This window comes from Bradyrhizobium sp. OK095 (assembly GCF_900109945.1).
Lineage (GTDB): Bacteria > Pseudomonadota > Alphaproteobacteria > Rhizobiales > Xanthobacteraceae > Bradyrhizobium.
Genome location: NZ_FOBX01000002.1, coordinates 32,538 through 53,387, shown reverse-complemented (window position 1 = coordinate 53,387; position 20,850 = coordinate 32,538). Strand labels below are relative to the sequence as shown.

Genomic DNA, 20,850 nt, shown 5'->3' with positions numbered 1-20,850 from the left:
CGGAGTGATGGCGTCGTGACCGGTTTCGTTTCCTTCTTTCGTCGTCTCGAAGGCCCGCAGACCGTCGGTCGCGGCAGGGCCTTCTGGAGCCTGTTTGCCGTCGTGTTGCTGGTCGCGTTGGCCTATCCGCTATTCAGCGACGGCTACACCGTCGGCAACACCGTCTATTTCTTCGTCTGGGTCTTCATCGCGCTCAGCCTGTGCCTGATCTGGGGCTATGGCGGCTCGCTGTCCTTCGGCCAGACGGCGTTCTTCGGGATCGGGGGTTATGCCTACGGCGTCCTCACGCTCAATTTCGGATCGGCCTACGGCTTCACGCTTGTGGCGCTGGTGGTGGCGGTCGCGATCGCCGCGCTGTTCGCGGTTCTGCTGGGCTATTTCATGTTCTTCGGCCGCATCGCCGGCGTCTTTCTCGGCATCGTCACGCTGGCCGTGACCCTGATGCTGGAGCGTTTCATGGCGCAGACGGCGGGGCCGGAATGGCACATCGGCAGCGCGCGTCTCAACGGTTTTAATGGCATGAGCGCGATGCCGCCTCTGACCATCCCGTGGCCAGGCGAGCCGATCGTGCTGTCCGCCGATATCGGGCTCTACTACTTCGTGCTTGGTCTGCTGGTCGTCGTCTATCTCGCCTTGCGCATCCTGATGAACTCGTCGTTCGGCAACGTCATCGTTGCGATCCGCGAGAACCCTGAAAGGGCGGAGATGCTGGGTTACGACATCCGCAAGTATCAGCTCATTACCTTCGTCATCGGCGCCGCGCTGGCTGGAATCTCCGGCGTGCTCTACACGGTGTGGGGGCAGTACATCACGCCGTCGAGCATGGGCATGACGGCGGCGGCGCTGCCGCTGATCTGGGTCGCCGTCGGTGGCCGCAGCGATTTGACCTCGACCGTGGTCGGCACGCTGGTCGTGCTGGCTGCGTTCCAGGCGCTGACGATCTACGGCAGCCAGTATGCGCTCGTGTTCATGGGCGTGTTGCTCGTGCTCACGGTCCTGATCGCCCCGAACGGGCTGGTGCTCGGGCTGATGCACTGGCTCGGCCGCCTCGCGGTCCGTTTCAAGCAGAGGGCCGGCTGATGTCGCTGCTGGAGCTGCGCGAACTGAACAAGCATTTTGGCGGCCTGCACGTCACCAACGCCGTAAACCTCTCGCTCGAACCCGGCGAGATTCATTGCCTGATCGGCCCCAACGGTGCCGGCAAGAGCACGCTGTTCCGCCTGATCCTCGGCGAGCATCACCCCGGCAGCGGTGACATTCTCTTCGCCGGCGAGAACATCACGGCGCTGAAATCCTTCGCCCGGATTCACCGCGGCCTCTCGGTCAAGTTCCAGGTGCCTGGTGTCTTCAAGGGCCTGTCCGTCCGCCAGAACCTCGAGATCGCCCTGCAAAGCCGGCATCGCGGCGCCGAACTCGAAGCCGAGATCGGCCGGCTGCTGACATTCCTTGGCCTCGAATCCGAACAGGCGCAGATGGCGGGAAATCTCAGCCATGGCCAGAAGCAATGGCTGGAGATCGGCATGGCGATCAGCCTGAAGCCGCGCCTCCTGCTGCTGGACGAGCCGACCGCCGGGATGTCGCCCGAGGAAACCCACATGACCGGCGAGATGGTGCAGCGGCTCAATGTCGGCGGAATGACCGTGCTCGCGATCGAGCACGACATGGCGTTCGTGCGCCAGGTCGCCCAGCGCGTCACCGTGCTGCATCTCGGCCAGGTGTTTGCCCAAGGCTCGATCCAGGAGATCGTGGCCGACGAGCGCGTGGCGGCGATCTATCTGGGGCAGGCCCATGCTTGATATCGCACGTAAGGAAGTCATCCTCTCGACGCTGGCTCTGCGCGCCGGTTATGGCGGCAAGCCGGTGCTCCAGGGCCTCGAGATCGAGGTGCGGGAAGGCGAGATCGTCGCCGTGATCGGGCGCAACGGCGTCGGCAAGTCGACGCTGATGAAGAGCCTGATCGGGCTCGTACCGGCGATGAGCGGCTCGATCGTCTATCGCGGCGAGGCGGTAGACTCCCTGCCGGCGCACAAGCGGGCACGCCTCGGCATGGGTTATGTGCCGCAGGGGCGCGACGTGTTTCCACGCCTGACTGTCGGCGAGAACGTCGCGGTCGGCGCGGCGATCAAGGGCGGCGGCATTCCCGAGGCGGGCCGACGCAAGATCGTCGAGGCCTTTCCGATTCTCGAAGAACGCTGGAATCAGCGCGCCGGCACCATGTCCGGCGGCCAGCAGCAGCAGCTCGCGATCGGACGGGTCCTGATCGCCGATCCCAATCTGATCCTGCTCGACGAGCCCTCGGAGGGCATCCAGCCCAACATCGTCCAGGACATCGCGCGCAACATGGTCGAGCTCAATCGCAGGACCGGCGTGACCATCATCCTGGTCGAGCAGAATCTCGACATGATCCGCGCCATGGCGCAGCGCTGCTACGTCATGGACAAGGGGCGCATCGTCGCAAGTCTCGATCGTTCGGCGCTCGACGACGTGGCGGAGATGCGCCGCCATCTGGCGGTTTGAAAAGAAACGACGCCCAACCAAGGAGAACGGCAATGGCCTGGCAGAACGATTCCATCATGGCACGCAAAGGTGTCGCCAAGGGCGAGCGCGGCAAACAGTACTCTCTCACGGAGAGCGAACAGGGCAAGTACCACTACGTCTACGGTCCCTATGTGGGCCCGGTGCTGACCGTCGACCCCGGCGCGGTCGTCGCCGCCGAGACGCATGACGCGTTCGAGGGCGCGATCAAGCACGAGACGGACAGCCCGTCGAAAATCCTCAACTTCCCGTTCCTCAACCCGCAAAACGGGCCGATTCACGTCAACGGTGCGGAGAAGGGCGACACGCTCGCGGTCTATATCGAGAGCATCGTGCCGCGCGGGCCGCAGCCGTGCGGCACCACCGTGGTCATGCCTGACTTCGGCGGCCTGGTCTCGACCGGCCAGACCGCGCTGCTCAATCCGGCGTTGCCGGAGCGTGTCAAGAAGCTCGTGATTGACGCCAAGACCGGCACCAAATGGAACGACAAGATCACGCTGCCTTATGAGCCGTTCATCGGCACCATCGGCACTTCGCCGGAAATCGAGGCAATCTCCTCGCTGGTGCCGGATTATTACGGCGGCAACATGGACCTGCCGGATGTCGGCGTCGGCGCGGTCATCTACCTGCCGGTCAACACCAAGGGCGCGCTGCTCTATCTCGGCGACTGCCATGCGGCGCAGGGCGACGGCGAACTCTGCGGCGTCGCCATCGAGCACCCCACAGTGACCACGGTGCAGATCGACCTGATCAAGGGTTGGAAAATTGCATGGCCGCGGCTCGAGACCAAGGATTTCATCATGACCATCGGTTCGGCCCGGCCGATGGAGGATGCAGCCCGCATCGCCTATCGCGAGCTGTGCCGCTGGATGGCGGCTGATTATGGCTTCGACGAGATCGACGCCTACATGCTGTTGACCCAGGCTGGCCGCATGCGCGTCGGCAACATGGTCGATCCCAAATACACGCTCGGCGCCTCCATCAAGAAGTCCTATCTCGTTTGAGGCAAGCCGGATCATGCCCACCACCCACAAGGTCGCCGCCGTCCAGTTTGAGCCGACAATGTTCGAGCAAGAGCGCAACATCGCGCGCCTGCTCGAACTCTGCGAGCAGGCGGCGGCGGCCGGTGCGAGGCTCATCGTCACCCCGGAAATGGGAACGACGGGCTATTGCTGGTTCGACCGCGCCGAGGTTGCGCCCTTCGTCGAAGCGATCCCGGGGCCGACCACGAACCGTTTTGCGGCGCTGGCGCGCAAGCACGGCTGCTTCATCGTCGTCGGCATGCCGGAGGTCGACGAGGACGGCATCTATTTCAACAGTGCCGTCCTGATCGGGCCCGACGGCGTCGTCGGCCGTCACCGCAAGACGCATCCCTATATCTCCGAGCCGAAATGGGCCGCGGCCGGCGAATTGCACAACCAGGTGTTCGAGACGCCGATCGGGCGAATCGCGCTGCTGATCTGCATGGACATCCATTTCGTGGAGACCGCGCGGCTGATGGCGCTGGGCGGCGCGGACGTCATCTGCCACATCTCGAACTGGCTGGCCGAGCGCACGCCGGCGCCGTACTGGATTAGCCGGGCCTTCGAAAACGGCTGCTACGTTATCGAAAGCAACCGATGGGGACTCGAGCGCAGTGTGCAGTTCAGCGGCGGCAGCTGCGTGATCGCGCCGGAGGGGCAGGTGATGGCAGTGCTCGACAAAGGCGATGGCGTGCTGATGTCCGAGATCGATCTTGATACCGCACGCGCGCGCCGCGTGCTCGGCGAGACCGTGTTCGCGCAGCGGCGGCCGGAGCTCTATCCGGAGCTGCTCACCGACACATTCAGCTGGAATCCGCGCGACTTCTTCAGCCTCTACGGCCACGAGCCCTGGCCAACCGGAAAGACGTCGCAGGTCTCTGTCGCGCAATTTGCGCCCGGCGATCATGTCAGCCAGAATCTCGGGGAGATCGCGGCACTCGCGGGCAAGGCCAAAGCCGGAGGCGCGGAGCTCGTCGTCTTTCCAGAGCTTGCGCTGACGGGGCTTGCCGATCCCGCGACATCCGCGCAACCGATACCGGGAGCTGCGACGGACAGCCTTGCCACGCTCGCAAGAGAGCTAGATCTCCACCTTGTCTGCGGCCTTGCCGAGCGCGACGGCGATCTGGTCTACAACAGCGCCTGCCTCGTCGCGCCCGATGGAACCATCTCGGTCTATCGCAAGACGCATCTCGCTGCCGACGAACGCGGCTGGGCCACGGCAGGTGACGGATGGACCGTCGTCGACACGCCGATCGGTCGCATCGGACTGTTGATTGGTCACGACGCATCTTTTCCGGAAGCGGGCCGGGTGCTGGCGCTGCGCGGCTGCGATCTCATCGTCTGTCCCGCCGCGATCAAGGGGCGCTTCAGTTCGTCGCATGCCGGCACGGAGGTGGGGCAGCCGAAGCCTATTCCGACCGGCCCGGATCCGCATCACTGGCATCATTTCCGGGTCCGTGCCGGCGAAAACAACCTGTTCTTCGCCTTCGCCAATGTTGTCGACCCCAGACGCGGTTATCCCGGGCTGAGTGGCGTGTTCGGCCCTGATACGTTCGAATTTCCGCGACGGGAGGCGATCGTTTCCGGCGGCACGGGCCTTGCTACCGCCATGGTCGATACCACCAATCTCGACAGCGCCTATCCGACCAATGTCGTGCGGCGAAAGGATCTGGTCTCGATGCGAATGCCGCACAGCTATCGCGGATTGGTCAAGGCGACCGCGAGCAACTACTGAACCAAGAAAAGGAAACAGGCCATGGATCTGGGACTCAAGGGCGCAAAGGTTCTCGTCACGGGAAGCACCAAGGGAATCGGCCGCGCAATCGCCGAGACGTTTGCGGCCGAAGGAGCCGATGTCGGCGTCTGCTCGCGCAATCTGGCCGAGGTCGAGAGCACTGTCGCCGCGCTCAAGGCCAAGGGTGTTGCGGCCTATGGCGGTGCGGTCGACGTCGCCGACGCAGCCATGCTGAAGGCCTGGGTCGCTGACATGGCGGCAAAGCTCGGCGGCATCGATGTCGTCGTCGCCAATGTCAGCGCGCTCGCGATCGGGCAGGACGACGAGAGCTGGGAGAAGGAATTTTCAACCGACATGATGGGTACGGTCCGGCTCGTGAACGCGGCCATGCCCCATCTGGAGAAGAGCGCCGCCGGCGCGATCGTCACCATATCGAGCGTCTCCGGACGTGAGGTCGATTTCGCGGCCGGTCCCTACGGCACCTTCAAGGCGGCGATCATTCATTACACTCAGGGGCTGGCCAACCAGCTCGCGGCGAAGAACATCCGCGCCAATTCGGTCTCTCCGGGCAACACCTATTTCGACGGCGGCGTCTGGAACATGATCAAGGACAACAACCCCGAACTCTACAACACCGCGCTGGCGCTCAATCCGACGGGGCGGATGGGCACGCCGCAGGAAATGGCCAATGCCGTCGTCTTCCTCGCCAGCCGCGCCGCCAGCTTCATCACGGGCACCAACCTCGTGGTCGACGGAGCGCTGACGCGCGGCGTGCAGTTTTAGGCGAACGTATTGCCGCTGCCATGAGGGAGATCGCGCAAGCCATGCGTGCGGTTTTCCGACAAGGGCGCAAGACGGTGCGCGCAGGGTGACGATCGGGCGATGGTTGTATTCTGCTCCTGTTTTGCCCGACGTGTCAAAGCGATCGACGTGGTAAAATTCGCAAGCAAAAACAACCCTGTTCTACTGTGCATGGGGTTGTTTTCGCTTTTTTTGTTTGGTCACCCTCAGCCCTGGCGTCGCAGGAAGCCCGTGATCGTGACCTTTTCCCAGATGCCGGCTGCGGCAAATGGATCTGCATGATTGAAGGCCTCGACTTCGCTGCGGCCCGGCGCCTCGATCAGGAACAGGCTGCCGATCATGCTCTCGCCGTCGTCGGAGACGAGGGGCCCCGACATCACGATCTTGACGCCGAAGCGCGAGGTGTCACTGAGGAAAGCCTTGTGGGCGTCATAATGATCGAGCCGGGTCGGCAGCGCACCGGCGCGGTCGACGGCGTGAATTGCGAATAGCATGATGTCTCCGTTGTCTTGGGACGGCCGCAAGGGCGACCGTCCGTGCTTGTCGTGATGGACTGATTTACTTGGCGCCGAGCTTGCTGGCTTCTTCAAAGGTCGGGCACGTTCGCTGTTCCAGCGGCACGTCGAAAGGCTGGTAATTGTCCTTGGTGATAACGGTCGGCTTCAGCACGATCTCGGCGATGACAGGCTGGTTTCGCAAGGACCGGATCGCCATCATGGTGCCGAGGCAGCCTTGCGCAAAGCCGTTGTAGTCGCCGCTTGCGAGCAGCTTGCCGGACTTGATCGCGTCGATCGCCTCCTTGGTGCCGTTGATGCCGATCACCTGGGCTTTCCGGTTCGCGCCGTCGAGCGCCTCGATCGCGCCGACCGCCATGGCGTCGTTGGCGGCGAGCACGCCGTCGATTTGCGAATTCGACTGCATCAGGTTTTCCATCACCTGGAGCGCCTGGAGCCGCTGGTAGTTGCCGGGCTGCGAGGCCAGCAGCTTGGCGCCTACGTTCTCTTTCAGCGCGTCGTTGAAGCCGCGGACGCGGTCGACATTGGTCAGCGAGCCCTTGACGCCCTCGATGATGACGATGTTGCCCTTGCCGCCGAGCGTCTTCAGCATGAAGCGTGCCGTCTCGAGCCCGAGGCTGTAGTCGTCGGCACCGACGAAGGAGAGGAATTTTCCGCCCGCCGAGCGGTCGGTGATGTTGACGACTGGAATCTTGGCCTCGTTGATCTTCTCGACGCCCGGCACCATCGCTTTGTAGTCGACCGGCGTGAACACGATCGCGCTCGGCTTCTTCACCACGACGTCCTCGATCTGGCTGAGCTGCTCGGGGATGCTGTCAGGCTTGGTCGGGATGTACTGAAGTGTCTTCGCGTTCAGCGTCTTCGCCATGTTGTCGGCGCCGACCCGCACCGTCTGGAAGAACGGATTGGTCTGGTTCTTGGTGAAGACGGCGATGGTCTCGCCGTCCGCACGCACCTCTGTGGTGAACGCTGCGGCCATCAGCAGCGGCAGTGCGAGGTAACCCAGTTTCTGTTTCATGTAGTCTCCATCCCTCATTTTGGTTTGTTTAATTTTGCAAAGAACTCATGACGTCCGGCGGCGGGTCTTCATGTCGAGCCATACCGCGAGGATGACGATGATGCCGGTCACGAGCGGCTGCCAATTGGCGCTGACCGAGAGCAAATTCATGCCGTTCAGCACCAGCGTCAGGATCAGCGCGCCGATGAAGGTGCCGAACACGGTGCCGACGCCGCCGAACAGCGAGGTGCCGCCGATCAGCACGGCCGCGATGGCCGGCAGCGTCAGGCTCTCGCCGATATCGGCCTCGGCCGAATTGAGCCGCGACAGGAAGATGATCGAGGCGAGCCCGGCCATGGTCCCTGAGACCGCGTAGACCAGCAGCAGACGCCGCGCGACCGGGATGCCGGAGAGCCGTGCCGCGACCGGATTGGCACCGATCGCATAGATCTCCTGGCCCCAGATCGTGCGCTGCGCGAACAGTGTTCCGATCCCGAGGAACACCAGCAGCAAGTAGACCGGGATCGGCAGGCCGAATAGATAACCGCTGCCGATCTGGCGGAAGCCTGCGGGAAAGCCGTGAAGTGTCTCGCCCGCCATGTACCAATAGGTGAGGCCGTTCAGCACCCAGAGCATGCCGTAGGTGGCGATGAAGGAGGGAATGCGGAGCGCCGTGACCATCACGCCGTTTAGGAGCCCGACGAGGCCGCCGCAGGCAAGCCCTGCGAGGATGCCGAGCGCCGGCGAGCCGGTCTTGTGGATCACGGTGCCGGCGATGCAGGCCGACAGCGCGACATTGGCGCCGACGGAGAGGTCGAGGCCGGCTGTCAGCACCACCAGCGTCAGGCCCGAGGCGATGAAGAAGGTCAGGCTCGCTTGGCGCAGCACATTGAGGATGTTGCCGAGGCTCAGGAAGGAGTCGCTGAGCACGGCGAGCACCGCGCAGATCAGGAAAGCCGCCAGCAGGCGATAGAACACCTGAATGGCATCCTGCGACAGGAACGAGCGGGGCGGCATCATCGCCTCTTTGGTGATGTCGGTCATGCGCGGCTCCTGAGGCCATCGAGGAACAGGGCAACGATGACGAGGATTCCGACGCTTGCGACCTGCACCGAAGACGGCATCGAGATCAGGTTCAGCCCGTTGCGTAGCACGCCGACCGCGATCACACCGAGCAATGTGCCAAGCAGCCAGCCATTGCCGCGCTCGAACGAGGTGCCGCCGACCGCGACGGCGGCGATCGCATCGAATTCGAGGCCCAGGCCGGCGGTGGGATGGCCGGAATTCATCCGCGCGGTCATCAGCAGGCCGGCGATGCCGGCCATGGCGCCACCGAGCGCATAGACCGCGATCAGCAGCTTGTTCGGCGAGAGACCGGCATAACGCAGCGCCTCACGGTTGCCGCCGAGCGCGAAAATGTAGGTGCCGAAGCGGGTGTGATAGAGCAGGCCGTGGAAGGCCGCGTATGTCACCAGTGCCATCACGATCGGCACGGGGATGCCGAGCAGCGTCGACGAATAGATGTCGCGCACGCTGTGGGGGATGCCGACCACGCTCTGGCCATCGCTGACGATCAGCGACAGGCCCTGCGCCATGCCGAGCGTGCCCAGCGTCGCGACGAAGGGCGGAATGCCCAGGATCGCGACCAGCCAGCCGTTGGCGATGCCGAAGGCCGCGCCGACGAGGAGGCCGGCACCCAGGCCCAGCAGCATCGAGTGAGTGGCGAGCGAGACGATGGCGACGCAGAGCGAGGTCAGCGTCAGCACCGCGCCCATCGACAGGTCGAGCCCCTCGGTCATGATGATCAGCGTCATCGGCAGTGCGAGCATGGTCAGGATGGTGGACTGAACCAGCACGTTGGAGAGGTTGGCGACCGACAGGAAGCCGGGCGCGATCGCGCCGAACAGGGCGATCAGCAGCACCAGCACGATAGCAACGCCGGGAATGCGCTGCAGCGGATTGGGTTGAGAGACGACCGCGGCCTCACGCATGATGCATCCCCAGTCGCACGATGTTCTCCTCGGTCAGTTCGTTGCGGGTCAAGTGTCCCGCGATGCGGCCTTCGCGCATCACATAGGCGCGGTCGCAGACATGGCAGATCTCGACCTGTTCGGACGAAATCATCAAAGCCGCCGCGCCTTCGGCGACCAGCCGGTCGATCAGGGCAAAGATTTCGGACTTGGCGCCGATATCGATGCCCCGCGTCGGCTCGTCGAAGATAAAAAGCTTCGAGCCGGCCGCCAGCCATTTGCCGATCACGACCTTCTGCTGGTTGCCGCCGGAGAGCAGGCCTACGGTCTGGCGTGCGCTGGGTGTCGCAATCCTCAACTGCCGGATCAGGCAGTCGGAGGCGCGCTGCGCTGCACGCTGGTCGAACAGACCGCTCGGGAACAGCTTTCGCAGCGCCGACACCACCAGATTGTCGCTCACCGATCGCAGCAGCGCGAGGCCCTCGCTCTTGCGGCTCTCCGGGATCAGCGCGATGCCGCGGCGGGCGGCAAGATCTGGCTCGCCGGACATGCTCTTGCCGTCGAAGATGATCTCGCCGGCGCTGGTGGGATCGGCACCGAAGATGGCGCGGGCGACCTCGCTGCGGCCGGAGCCGACCAGGCCGCACAGCCCGACGATCTCGCCCCGGCGCACCTCGATATTGATGTCGGAGATGCCGGTCGACGAACTCAAGCCCTTGACCTCGAGCAGCAGCTCGCCCGGCTTGTCGGCGAAATTGCGCGGATAGGTCATATCCACGTTGCGGCCGACCATCATGCGAACGAGCTGGTCCGGTGTGACGTCGGCGGGGCGGACGCCGTCGATGCGGCGGCCATCGCGAAGCACCGTGATGCGATCGCCGAGCGCGAACACCTCGGCCATGCGGTGGGAGATATAGACGATGGACACGCCGTCGGCCTTCAGCCGCGCGATCAGCGCGAACAGCAGCTCGGTCTCGCGGTCGGACAGTGCTGCGGTCGGCTCGTCCATGACGAGGATGCGCGCGTTCTGGCTGATCGCTTTGGCGATCTCGACCATCTGCTGCTGTGCGACGCCGAGCTTGTCGACGGTGGTGGAGGGATCGATGTCGAAGCCGATCGTATCGAGCACGCGCTTTGCCGCGGCCAATATCCCGCGGCGGTCGATGGTGCCGGGGATGCGGCCCTTCGGCTCGCGGCCGAGGAAGATGTTCTGGGCGATGTCGAGATAGGGGACCAGCGAGAATTCCTGGAAGATCACGGCAATGCCGAGCTTCTGCGCATCCGCGGTCGAGGCGATCGCGACCTTCTTACCCTCATGGTAGAATTCGCCGGCATCGGCGCGATAGGCGCCGCACAGCACCTTCATCAGGCTCGACTTGCCGGCACCGTTTTCGCCGAGCAGCATGTGGACTTCGCCGGGGAAGATGGCAAAGGACACGTCGTCCAGCGCCTTGACGCCTGGAAACTCCTTGCTGATGCCGCGCAACTCCAGCAGCGGGACAGGCGAGGTGACCTCAATCGCGAGCGCGTCGCTCATGCCATCTCACTCATGTTTTGGCTCCGCTCGCAAAGATCTTTCCGGGGTTCATCAGGCCATCAGGATCGAGCGCGGCCTTGATCGAGCGCATCACATCGACGGCCTCGCCGAGTTCGTCGGTGAGGTAGTCGATCTTGCCGAGCCCGATACCGTGCTCGCCGGTGCAGGTGCCGTCCATAGCGATGGCGCGGGCGACCATGCGGGCTTGCAGCGCCTTGGCAGCCTCGGACTCCTCGGGCTTCGCCGGGTCGATCAGGATCAGCATGTGGAAATTTCCGTCGCCGACATGGCCGACGATCGGCGCGGTAAAGCCGTGCGCGTCCGCATCGCGCCGCGTTTCGGTCAGGCATTCCGCCAGCCGCGAGATCGGCACGCAGACATCGGTGATCACGGCGCGTGCGCCAGGTCGCAAGCCCAGGCCCGCATAGAGCGTGTTGTCGCGGGCGTGCCAGAGCCGGCTGCGGTCCTCCGGCGCTTTGGCCCAGGCAAAGCCATGCCCGCCATGGTCGGCGGCGATCGCCTGCGCGGCCTCGGCCTGCTCGGCGACTGATATCTCCGAGCCGTGGAATTCGAAGAACAGGGTCGGTGCCTCGCGATAGCCGAGCTTTGCATAGGCATTGATGCCGCGCATCATGACGTCGTCGACCAGCTCGATGCGTGCCACGGGGATCGCGGACTGGATCACGGAGATCGCAGTGTCCACGGCGTTGTGCAGGGTGTCGAAGCTGCAAACGGCGGCCGAGATCGCCTGCGGCACGGGGTGCACCTTCAGCGTGATCTCGGTGATGAGTCCGAGCGTGCCTTCCGCGCCGACGAACATGCGCGTCAGGTCATAGCCGGCGGCCGATTTGCGGGCGCGCTTGGCGGTGCGGATCACGCGTCCGTCGGCCAGCACCACCTCGAGCGCCATGACATTGTCCTTCATGGTGCCGTAGCGCACCGCCATGGTGCCGGACGCACGCGTGGACGTCATGCCGCCGATCGAGGCGTCGGCGCCGGGATCGATCGGGAAGAACAGGCCTGTATTGCGCAGCTCCGCATTGAGTTGCTTTCGCGTAATGCCGGGCTGCACCACGACATCCATGTCGCTGTCGTGCACCGCCAGCACCTTGTTCATGCGTGCGAAGTCGAAGCAGACGCCGCCGGCGACAGCGGCCGCATTGCCCTCGAGCGAGGTGCCTGCGCCGAACGGGACGATCGGCATATTCGCACCCGCGCAGAGCTTCACGATCTCCGCGACCTCCTGCGTCGTCTCGGGGAAGACGACGATATCGGGCGGCAAATTGCGATAATGCGATTCGCTCTGCCCGTGCTGATCGAGCACGCCGCGCGCGACGCTCGCGCGCGGGCCGATCATGCCGGTGAGGCGCTCGGCCAATATGCTCGTGCTGACCCGCGGTCCCATCCCTAGCTCCCGTCTGCTCCCTGTTGCCGGACTCTTGTCTGGTCCGTCGCCGCCTTAGCTTAGGCGGCCCTTGCGCTGCTCGCGACCTGCTTCAGGCCGAAATCGTAATTGAGGTGAAAATAGTCGCTGTCCACCATGCGACCATCCGGCGCACGGCCGGCGGGATGCCCAGCGAATTCGCGGATCAGGCTGTCCTTGACGCCGAACACCACGTCAGAGTCGAGATATTTGTCGCCGGCGACGAACACATGGGTCACGAGCTGCTCGAAGCCCGGCGCCGAGATCATGAAATGCACATGTGCCGGGCGCCAGGGATGGCGTCCCTGCACCTCCAGCATGTCGCCGACCGGGCCGTCATGCGGGATCGGATAAGCGGCCGGCTTGATCGACCAGAAATTGAAGCGGCCATTCTGGTCGGTGTGGAAGCGTGCGCGCATCGCGAGATCGCCGATCTTGTCGAGCTGCTGCACGTCGTAATAACCGTCATCGTCGGAATGCCAGACGTCGACGATCGCACCCGCGAGCGGACGTCCGTCGATGGTCGAGACCGACCCCGTGACCAGCATCGGATCGCCTTCCATCGGGCCAGAGATATCGTCGCCGTTCTGCTTCTCGGGCGAGGCCTGGACGAAGAACGGGCCGAGCACCGTGGTCTCGGTCGCGCCCTCCGGAACCGGATGGTTGATCGCGTCGACCAGCATGGAGACACCGAGCGTATCCGACAGCAGGATGAACTCCTGGCGCTTGTCGTCGCACATGTGCCCGGTGCGGGTCAGGAAATCGATGCCGTATTCCCATTCCTTCTGGGTCGGCCGGACCTCGCGGACGAAGGCATGCAGGTGACGCACCAGAGCTTCGCTAACCTGCTTGATGCGTGGATCGGTTGCCCCCGCGATCCGCTCCAGCACCGCGTCCGTGATGGTGGTCTCGTTGAAGTTGCGCATCTGTGCCTCCGCCGATCAGAGTTTGGGCTCGCCAAGCCCGGACAGCCGTTCCAGATGCTTGACGGTCGCGATGAAGTCAGTGTCGCCGTCGCCCTGCGCGACCAGCGAGCCATAGGTCTCGCGCACTTGTGCTGCGAGCTGAAGCGGCACGCCGACCGCGTGGCCGGCGCCGAGGATGAGGTCGAGGTCCTTGGCCATCTGCTTGCAGGAGAAAGTGGATTCGAAATCACGCGTCCGCAGCGGCGCGGTCTTGTACTTGACCATCGGTGAAGCGACAGCGCTGTCGTCGAGCACCTTCAAAATGTCCTGCCAGGCGATGCCGCCCTTGCGCGCCAGCGCCAGGCTCTCCGCCATCATCGCCGCCGACACCGCGATCATCAGATTGACCGAGAGTTTTGCGTAGCGCGCTTCCTCAGCCGGGCCGAGATAGGTCTGGGCGCGCGTGAAGGTAGCGAACAGCGGCTTTGCATTCTCGAAGGCGTCCTTCGGCCCCGAGACGAAGCAGCTCAGCGCGCCCGTGTGAACGATGCTGGCATTGCCGGAGACCGGCGAACGCAGATAGGCAATGCCGTGGGCCTGCGCGGCGGTCGCAACTTCGGTAGAGGCCTCGACGCTCACGGTGCTGGTCTCGATCAAGACGGCGCCGGGCGCCATCGCGGCGATAAGGCCGTTGGGACCGAGCAACGCTCCGCGCAGGGCCGCGTCATCGGGCAGGGAGGTCACGACCGCGGCCTTGCCGCTCACGGCCTCAGCCAGCGAAGCGGCAATCGAAATGCCTTGCGCGCGTGCTTCGTTGATCCGTGCCGGGCTCTGATCGAATGCGGTCACCGCATGGCCGGCCTTGGCGACGAGGGCCGACATCGGCAGGCCCATCTTGCCGATCCCGATGAAAGCAACGTTCTTCGAAGTGTCTGTCATTGGTCTTGTCCTTGGGCGCCTAGGCGGCACGTCCCTGTCGTTCGATGTCCTGCACCAGCCGCCGGCCGGATTGCACCAGCAGCTCTTTCTTCGTCTCCAGCCCTTCGACCAGCAGTCGGCCGTTCCGTTTTTTCCAGACGCCGCCGATCATGACAGACTCGACGTTGGCGAGGCTCGTCTGCATCACGACGGTGGCAACGGGATCGTGCACCGGGACAAGGTTGAGATCGGAGGCATTGATAATGACGAGGTCGGCCAGTTTCCCCGGCGTCAGCGAGCCGATCTGATGCTCGCGGCCGAGCATGCGGGCACCTTCCGTCGTGACCCAGCGCAGCGCTTCGCGCACCGGGATCGTGGTCGTGGCCGGAATGCTGCCGCTCTCTTTACGCGACTCCGCATTGTCCAGCGCCCGCTGCATCGACAGTGCGACGCGCGCCACGGAAAGGAGATCGCCGGCCAGCACGGATTCCAGATCGATACCGATGGTCGGCCGCACGCCGCGCTTGAGCAGGCGACCGGTGATCGGGAAGCCGTGGCCCTGGATCATCTCGTTCTCGGGCGTGACCGAGAACGACACACCGAGATCGACAAGACGATCAAGCAAGTCATCAGGCAGATCATTGCCATGGACGATGTTGATGCCGGCGCCGACGAGGCCGGCCTCGATCAGCTTTTCCCAACCATCAGGCGTCTTCGCCGGACCGCCGCCCTGATGCATCGACGCGATCAGCTTCAGCTCCCGCGCCAGGCGAAAATCGTGCATGGCGACGTCGAGTGTCGAGTAATGCGGGCCAAGGATAGCAAGCCCGAGGGTGACGAGCCCGTCGCGATCGGCGAGGGGACCGGCCAGCAGCCGCTCGACCTCGCGGCGCGGATGTGGGATCTCGGAGAAGTGCGGTTCGCCCGGCTTCGGCTCGGGTTTTGGCGAGCCATGGAAGAAGGCGGCGCGGATGCCGCTCTCGATCAGGCCGCGCACGGCGGCGTCGGTATGATCGGGCGTCGGGTTGTTGTGACACCAGTCGACCAGCGTCGTGGTGCCGCAATTGATCTGGTTCAGCGCGCCAACGAGAGTCGCGATATGAATATCCTCGGGCCGGAATACGGTGGCGAGGCCTGCATGCATGCGGCGGAAATATTCGAGCAGCGTCCAGTTCGCAGCATAGCCGCGCAGTGCCGTCTGCCAGGTGTGCATATGCGCATTGATCAGGCCCGGGATGACGATGCGCGTCCTGCCGTCAACGATCTCGGTTTCCGCCGCGCCGCTGCCGAGATCGATCGATGGGCGCACGTCGACAATGCGGCTGCCCTCGACCAGCACATCGCCGCTCGAAAAATCGCCGATCGCGTCATCCATGCTGATGATCGTGGCAGATTTGATCAGCGTGCGCCGCATCGCCTTACGCCGCCGCTTTGATGGTAACAGGCGGCTCGCCGGCCCAGGCGCGCGCGATGAGGTCGCGGATGGCATTGCGCTCGAGCGGGCGCGGGTTCCAGTAGGCATTGGTGACGGCAAGATCGGCCGCCTTGTCGATGCCGCTCTCGGGCATACCGACGTTGCGCAACGCCATCTTCGCGCCGAGCCGCTTGGCGAGTTCGAAAAGTCCCTGCGATGCATCGGGCGCGCCGATCGCGCGCGAGATACGGGCCATCGCATCGGGCACCGCCGGCGCGTTGTAGGCCAGCGCATGCGGCAGCACGATCGTATGGGTCTCGGCATGCGGCAGATCAAAAGTGCCGCCGAGCGTGTGGCAGAGCTTGTGATGCAGCGCCATGCCGACAGTGCCGAGGCAGACGCCGCACAGCCAGGCGCCGTAGAGCGCCTCGGTGCGGGCTTCGCGGTCATCGCTCTTTGCGGCAATGGCGGGCAGGGCGCGGGCGAGCGCGCGCATGCCTTCTTCCGCCATCAGCGACGTCACGGGATTGGTGTCGCGCGCGTAGAGGGCCTCGACCGCATGCGCGATCGCGTTGATGCCTGATGTTGCGGCGAGGCCCGCCGGCAGCGTCAAGGTGAGATCGACATCATAGATCACAGTCTCCGGCAATATAGCCGCGTCGCGCACTGTGGTCTTCAGGCCGTTCTCGGTCTGGCCGACGATCGGCGTCATCTCCGAACCGGCATAGGTGGTGGGGATACAGAGCTGGTTGATTCCGGTGCGCAAGGCCAGCGCCTTGCCAAGGCCCGTGGTCGAGCCACCGCCAAGCGAGATGACGCAATCGGCCTCGTACGCCTTCATCACGGCGAGCGCGCGCTCCGTGACGTCGACAGGCGTATGCATGGTCGCGCCGGGAAAGATGCCGGCATAAAGCGAGCCGAGTGCCGCGCCCAGGCTTGCGCCTTGCGCCTCCTGCTGCGGCGTGGTCAGCACCAGCGCGCGCTTGCCGCCGAGCCGCTCGACCTCGGCTTTTGCTGAGGCCAGCGTTCCGCTGCCGAACACGACACGGCAAGGCAGGTTTTCAAAGGTAAACGAACCGATCATGCGCCGGTCTCTTTGATGGGATAATCGACCTGGAAGCGCCCGATCCGCAAGTCGCCCAGCGCCTCGCGCACGCGCAAATGTTCCGGGTGGGTCGCGTAGGCCTTGAGCGAGGCCTGGTCGGTGAATTCGGAGAACAGCACGACGTCGCAGGCGTAGTCGACATCGCTGACATCGAGCCCGACTTCGATATGGGTAAGGCCGTCGATCCGGCCGCGCAGGCCCTCGAACAGGGTTTTGACCTTGACCCGGGCGGCGGAGCGCTCCGCAGGGGTCTCCCCGCGCAGCCGCCACATCACGATGTGCCTGATCGCGCCCGACATTTCCTGATTTCCTCGCCTGCCATTGTGCTTTGTTGCCGCTATTTTGCCTTGCAGAAATCGGAAATAAAGGCCAAACTTTGTAAGTCTCTTTTCCGATTTATGCAAAAATGGACCGGCTGCTCCAACTCGAAGTCTTCGCCAAAACCGCCGAGCTCGGCAGTCTGTCCAAGGCCGCCGAAATCTTGCGGATGTCGAACGCGGCTGCCAGCCGTCACCTCAGCGCACTGGAGGAACGGCTTGCGGTCCGGCTGATCGAGCGCAACACGCGCCGGCAATGGCTGACCGAGGCAGGGCAGGAGTTGTTGCAGCGTTGCAGCACACTTCTGAATGAGTTCGCCGAAGCGGAAGACGCCGTCTCCGACCGTGCGCTGTCGCCAAAGGGCATGCTGCGCGTGACGAGCTCGCTGTCCTTCGCGATGATCTATCTCGCGCCGATGCTGCCCGCCTTCCGTGCGCTCTATCCTGATCTCAGCGTGCAGATCATCAGCGCCAACCGCTATCTGGACTTCATCGAAGCCGGCATCGACGTCGCGATCCGTACGCGCGAGCAGGAGCCGGATTCCAACATCATCGTCCGCCGCATCGGCCAGATGCACCGCGTGCTCGCGGCGGCTCCGTCATATCTGGAGAAGCACGGTCACCCGGAGCACCCTGCCGATCTCGCCCGCCACAACATGCTGATCTACAATCTCGCCAACGATCCCTATTCGCTGCGGCTGAGCCAGGGCAGCACGACGCAGACCGTCCGGATCGCGCCGACGCTCGACAGCAATGACGGCCAGATCATCTGCGGCGCCGCGCGCGCAGGGCTCGGCATCCTGATCCAGCCACTTTACATCGTGCAGAATGATATCGCGGCCGGCCGGCTGGTGCCTGTTCTGATGGGCTGGGAGCTGCCACTGCTCACCATGAACATCGCCTACCAGAACCGCGTCAGGCTGCCCGCCAAGATCAGGGTCTTTTCCGACTTTCTCGTCACCCACATCCGCGAGCATTCCGAGCCGGGGATCTGGATCGACGCGACGAAGTGACGACATTTTCGAGCTCAGGCGGCTTCACGATCGCTAAAGCGCGATGACATTGGGATGAATCGTCATCGCGTTTTAGATTATTGTTTGCGCATGATCTTTTCGGAAAACCGATTCGCACTTTTCCGGATCATGCCTGAGAGTGTGCGGCCCGGCGGTTCCGGAATCTGGCAAAAGCCTGTTCGGCCTCCCAGCGTCTGCGACGGGTGCTCTCCAAACATCGCGAAATAATACTGCGAAAAGCGCCCCAATTCGTAGAAGCCTTGCTCCATCGCGACCGCCGCGATCGTCGTCAAGCCTGGAGCGCTCGCGTGCAGAATGGAATGCACCGCACACAGGCGCTTTTGCCGCAGAAAGGTGACGGGCCCCAACCCGAACACTTCCTGGAAGGCGCGATGAAGGGTACGGCGTGACACTCCCATCGCGGCGCAGATCTCGGAAACGTGGACCGGGCGCATGTCAGCCTCGTCAAGGTGCTCCTCAACCCTGCGGGTCAGTCGTCTCGCCGAAGGAAGCCAGCCGGAGTCGTCGGGTGGCAAGGACGACATGACGTTAATTGCCATGCATTCGACGATCGCTCGCTTCCAGTATTCCGCAGTCGATGGCGTCAATCCATCCTTGTGCGCGTGGAGATGTGACATGATTCCGCCCAGACGGTGGTTCGCGATGGCACCGGTTGCTCGATCCGCCCGGTAATGGCGACGGCTGCGCCAAGTGTCGGGATCGCTCAGCCTCGCTTCGCCGCCGAACAGGGACGCGACCTCGCCGAGGTCGAAGCGCATGGCGGCGTAAGCGGACGCGCCGCGAAAAATGCCGTCATGCTCGAGCAGCGGCGGAATCACGAGCACGTCGTTGAGCTGCATGTCGAACGACCAGTGGGCGACGCGCTCCTCGGCCGCGAGCAGCATGCCGATGATCAGCTTGTCGTCGCTGGAGACGCGCTGCGTGCGCATGCCGACGTTGAAGGTGCCGATGCTGAGCGAGAAATCGCCGATGCCGACATGCGACAACGTTCCGCGCAACCGCCCGCGTCCGAGCTGCGTGACGTCGACGTGCGACCCGTGAACGGCCTGGTGAAGGCCTTCGAAGCCGTCGAGCTGACGCGAATCAACCAGAAGGAATTGCCCCATGGCCGTACCCTGTTACTCAAGCGCGACAATTCTGCGGCAGGCCACAGCGAAATACCACCACAACGCGAGGTGGATGTGGCAATTTGACCTCGCGTTCTGAGGCAAATCATCGCCGAATTTGATGTGAGGTATGCGCCGGATAACGCTGCGAATTGAGGAATTTGCGACATGTGTCGTTAAGCCTCGCCGATCGGCACGCCGTGCTGGCACAAACTGCACATCACAGCCGTCCAATCTTCGGATACCATTTGCAACCTCAGCGATACGGGTTGAAAGCGCTCTGCGGATGCAGAGCGCACGCGGCAGGTGTTTGCCGCGTGCTTGAAAAAACGTGCGCGCAAAAAGGGAAGAGATGCTGACGCGACGCTGCATCTTCATCTCCAGCCCCGAGCGCCAAGAAGAGGGGACCAGACAATGCGTCCAACGTCCTGGGCAGTGTGCCGTCGTCGAAGTCCGCTGAAGTCCGCGCCGTAGCGTCAGGTGGAATGCGCGTATCGGAGTTTCCATCATGCTGCGGGCGGACTCGGGTCATTGCGAGTGGTTGCCGGATGATGTGAAGACCGGCGAGATGGTCTTCATTCCCGGCGGGACCTTCCGCATGGGATCCGATCATCATTATCCCGAGGAGGCGCCGAGCCATCGCGTCTCCGTCGATGGCTTCTGGATCGACCGCACCTCCGTCACCAACCGGCAGTTCAAGCAATTCGTCAACGCGACCGGCCACGTCACCGAGGCGCAGATCGTTCCGGACCCCAGGGACTATCCCGGCGCACTGAAGGAGATGCTCTACGCGGGATCACTGGTGTTCTCGCCGCTGCCGCGCATCACCGATCTCACCGACTGGAGCCAATGGTGGAGCTTCATGCGCGGCGCCAACTGGCGTCATCCTTATGGCCCCGGGAGCAACATCAAGGGCCTTGACGATCATCCGGTCGTGCACGTCTCCTACAGCGATGCGGCTGCCTATGCGCGCTGGGCCGTCAAGGATCTGCCGACGGAAGCGGAATGGGAATTCGCGGCGCGCGGCGGTCTCGACAGCGAGGAGTTCGCCTGGGGCGATGCGCTGATGCCGGGCGGAAAGCACATGGCCAACATCTGGCAGGGGAACTTTCCTGTCCAGAATCTCCGCGAGGATGGGTTCGAGCGTACCTCGCCGGTCATGGCGTTCCCTCCGAACGGTTACGGCCTCCACGATATGATCGGCAATGTCTGGGAGTGGACGTCCGACTGGTGGTCGGCACAGCATCAGGCCGACGCCGCAAAAGCGTGCTGCATTCCGAGCAATCCTCGCGGGGGCCGCGAGGAGGCGAGCTTTGATCCATGTCAACCAACCATACGCATTGCGCGCAAAGTCTTGAAAGGCGGCTCGCATCTGTGCGCCCCGAATTATTGCCGCCGCTACCGTCCCGCCGCGCGCCACGCCGAGCCGGTCGATACCTCGACCAGCCATGTCGGGTTCAGATGCGTGGTGCGGGGGCCTGCTTCTCCGACGTCACCGATGTCTTCTTGAAAGTAG

General features: G+C 63.9%; 21 protein-coding genes. 8 read left to right on the top strand and 13 right to left on the bottom strand.

Annotated features, from left to right (window positions below; all coding sequences use genetic code 11):
• The first annotated feature begins 15 nt into the window (after positions 1-15).
• The 6 genes from BMW89_RS05355 to BMW89_RS05330 are packed head-to-tail and all read left to right on the top strand — an operon-like array spanning position 16 to position 6,075.
• Entirely contained in the window at positions 16-1,080 is a 1,065-nt protein-coding gene (locus tag BMW89_RS05355) for a branched-chain amino acid ABC transporter permease (protein ID WP_092023525.1), read from the top strand.
• Positions 1,080-1,796 (top strand): ABC transporter ATP-binding protein, encoded by a 717-nt coding sequence (locus BMW89_RS05350; protein ID WP_092023522.1) that lies wholly within the window; start codon positions 1,080-1,082, stop codon positions 1,794-1,796. The genes BMW89_RS05355 and BMW89_RS05350 overlap by 1 nt, the downstream gene beginning before the upstream one ends.
• Positions 1,789-2,517 (top strand): ABC transporter ATP-binding protein, encoded by a 729-nt coding sequence (locus BMW89_RS05345; RefSeq protein WP_092023520.1) that lies wholly within the window; start codon positions 1,789-1,791, stop codon positions 2,515-2,517. The genes BMW89_RS05350 and BMW89_RS05345 overlap by 8 nt, the downstream gene beginning before the upstream one ends.
• 32 nt (positions 2,518-2,549) lie before the next feature.
• A complete protein-coding gene (locus BMW89_RS05340) occupies positions 2,550-3,539 on the top strand; it encodes an acetamidase/formamidase family protein (protein WP_092023518.1) in 990 nt (329 codons plus the stop codon).
• Positions 3,540-3,552: 13 nt separating this feature from the next.
• Entirely contained in the window at positions 3,553-5,292 is a 1,740-nt protein-coding gene (locus BMW89_RS05335; RefSeq protein ID WP_092023516.1) for a nitrilase-related carbon-nitrogen hydrolase, read from the top strand.
• Between the two features lie 21 nt (positions 5,293-5,313).
• The gene (locus BMW89_RS05330) at positions 5,314-6,075 is read left to right on the top strand and encodes an SDR family NAD(P)-dependent oxidoreductase (protein ID WP_092023514.1); all 762 of its coding nucleotides are present in this window, start codon (positions 5,314-5,316) and stop codon (positions 6,073-6,075) included.
• Positions 6,076-6,299: 224 nt separating this feature from the next.
• Here BMW89_RS05330 and BMW89_RS05325 read toward each other — a convergent pair whose 3' ends face one another.
• From BMW89_RS05325 to BMW89_RS05275, 11 genes are all read right to left on the bottom strand, one after another.
• Complete coding sequence (locus BMW89_RS05325; RefSeq protein WP_092023512.1) at positions 6,300-6,587, bottom strand: YciI family protein; 288 nt, start codon at positions 6,585-6,587, stop codon at positions 6,300-6,302.
• Positions 6,588-6,651: 64 nt separating this feature from the next.
• On the bottom strand, positions 6,652-7,626 hold the full coding sequence (locus tag BMW89_RS05320) for a sugar ABC transporter substrate-binding protein (protein ID WP_177195844.1): 975 nt from the start codon (positions 7,624-7,626) through the stop codon (positions 6,652-6,654).
• Positions 7,627-7,671: 45 nt separating this feature from the next.
• Positions 7,672-8,649: an ABC transporter permease gene (locus BMW89_RS05315; protein WP_092023508.1), complete on the bottom strand. Its 978-nt coding sequence runs from the start codon at positions 8,647-8,649 to the stop codon at positions 7,672-7,674.
• Positions 8,646-9,596: an ABC transporter permease gene (locus BMW89_RS05310; RefSeq protein WP_092023505.1), complete on the bottom strand. Its 951-nt coding sequence runs from the start codon at positions 9,594-9,596 to the stop codon at positions 8,646-8,648. The genes BMW89_RS05315 and BMW89_RS05310 overlap by 4 nt, the downstream gene beginning before the upstream one ends.
• The gene (locus BMW89_RS05305) at positions 9,589-11,112 is read right to left on the bottom strand and encodes a sugar ABC transporter ATP-binding protein (protein ID WP_092023503.1); all 1,524 of its coding nucleotides are present in this window, start codon (positions 11,110-11,112) and stop codon (positions 9,589-9,591) included. The genes BMW89_RS05310 and BMW89_RS05305 overlap by 8 nt, the downstream gene beginning before the upstream one ends.
• A 10-nt stretch (positions 11,113-11,122) precedes the next feature.
• On the bottom strand, positions 11,123-12,517 hold the full coding sequence (locus BMW89_RS05300) for an FAD-linked oxidase C-terminal domain-containing protein (protein WP_092023501.1): 1,395 nt from the start codon (positions 12,515-12,517) through the stop codon (positions 11,123-11,125).
• A gap of 59 nt (positions 12,518-12,576) precedes the next feature.
• The gene (locus BMW89_RS05295) at positions 12,577-13,461 is read right to left on the bottom strand and encodes an intradiol ring-cleavage dioxygenase (protein WP_092023499.1); all 885 of its coding nucleotides are present in this window, start codon (positions 13,459-13,461) and stop codon (positions 12,577-12,579) included.
• Positions 13,462-13,476: 15 nt separating this feature from the next.
• A complete protein-coding gene (locus BMW89_RS05290; protein ID WP_092023497.1) occupies positions 13,477-14,379 on the bottom strand; it encodes an NAD(P)-dependent oxidoreductase in 903 nt (300 codons plus the stop codon).
• 19 nt (positions 14,380-14,398) lie between these two features.
• A complete protein-coding gene (locus tag BMW89_RS05285) occupies positions 14,399-15,772 on the bottom strand; it encodes an amidohydrolase family protein (protein ID WP_092023495.1) in 1,374 nt (457 codons plus the stop codon).
• Positions 15,773-15,776: 4 nt separating this feature from the next.
• Positions 15,777-16,856, bottom strand: coding sequence for a maleylacetate reductase (locus BMW89_RS05280; protein ID WP_092023493.1), 1,080 nt, complete (start codon positions 16,854-16,856; stop codon positions 15,777-15,779).
• A complete protein-coding gene (locus BMW89_RS05275) occupies positions 16,853-17,176 on the bottom strand; it encodes a Dabb family protein (RefSeq protein WP_092023491.1) in 324 nt (107 codons plus the stop codon). The genes BMW89_RS05280 and BMW89_RS05275 overlap by 4 nt, the downstream gene beginning before the upstream one ends.
• 107 nt (positions 17,177-17,283) lie before the next feature.
• Between BMW89_RS05275 and BMW89_RS05270 the strand changes: the two genes are divergently transcribed.
• Positions 17,284-18,207: a LysR family transcriptional regulator gene (locus BMW89_RS05270; RefSeq protein ID WP_092023489.1), complete on the top strand. Its 924-nt coding sequence runs from the start codon at positions 17,284-17,286 to the stop codon at positions 18,205-18,207.
• A 77-nt stretch (positions 18,208-18,284) separates the two neighbouring features.
• Here the strand turns inward: BMW89_RS05270 and BMW89_RS05265 are convergent, their stop codons facing one another.
• Together BMW89_RS05265 and BMW89_RS37235 are read right to left on the bottom strand one after the other, a co-directional pair.
• Complete coding sequence (locus BMW89_RS05265; RefSeq protein WP_092023487.1) at positions 18,285-19,334, bottom strand: helix-turn-helix domain-containing protein; 1,050 nt, start codon at positions 19,332-19,334, stop codon at positions 18,285-18,287.
• Between the two features lie 12 nt (positions 19,335-19,346).
• Complete coding sequence (locus BMW89_RS37235; RefSeq protein WP_143062718.1) at positions 19,347-19,706, bottom strand: hypothetical protein; 360 nt, start codon at positions 19,704-19,706, stop codon at positions 19,347-19,349.
• Between the two features lie 136 nt (positions 19,707-19,842).
• On the opposite strand from BMW89_RS37235, the gene BMW89_RS05260 reads away from it, so the two are divergent.
• Positions 19,843-20,844, top strand: a complete 1,002-nt coding sequence (locus tag BMW89_RS05260; protein ID WP_092023485.1) for a formylglycine-generating enzyme family protein — start codon at positions 19,843-19,845, stop codon at positions 20,842-20,844.
• Positions 20,845-20,850 lie beyond the last annotated feature (6 nt).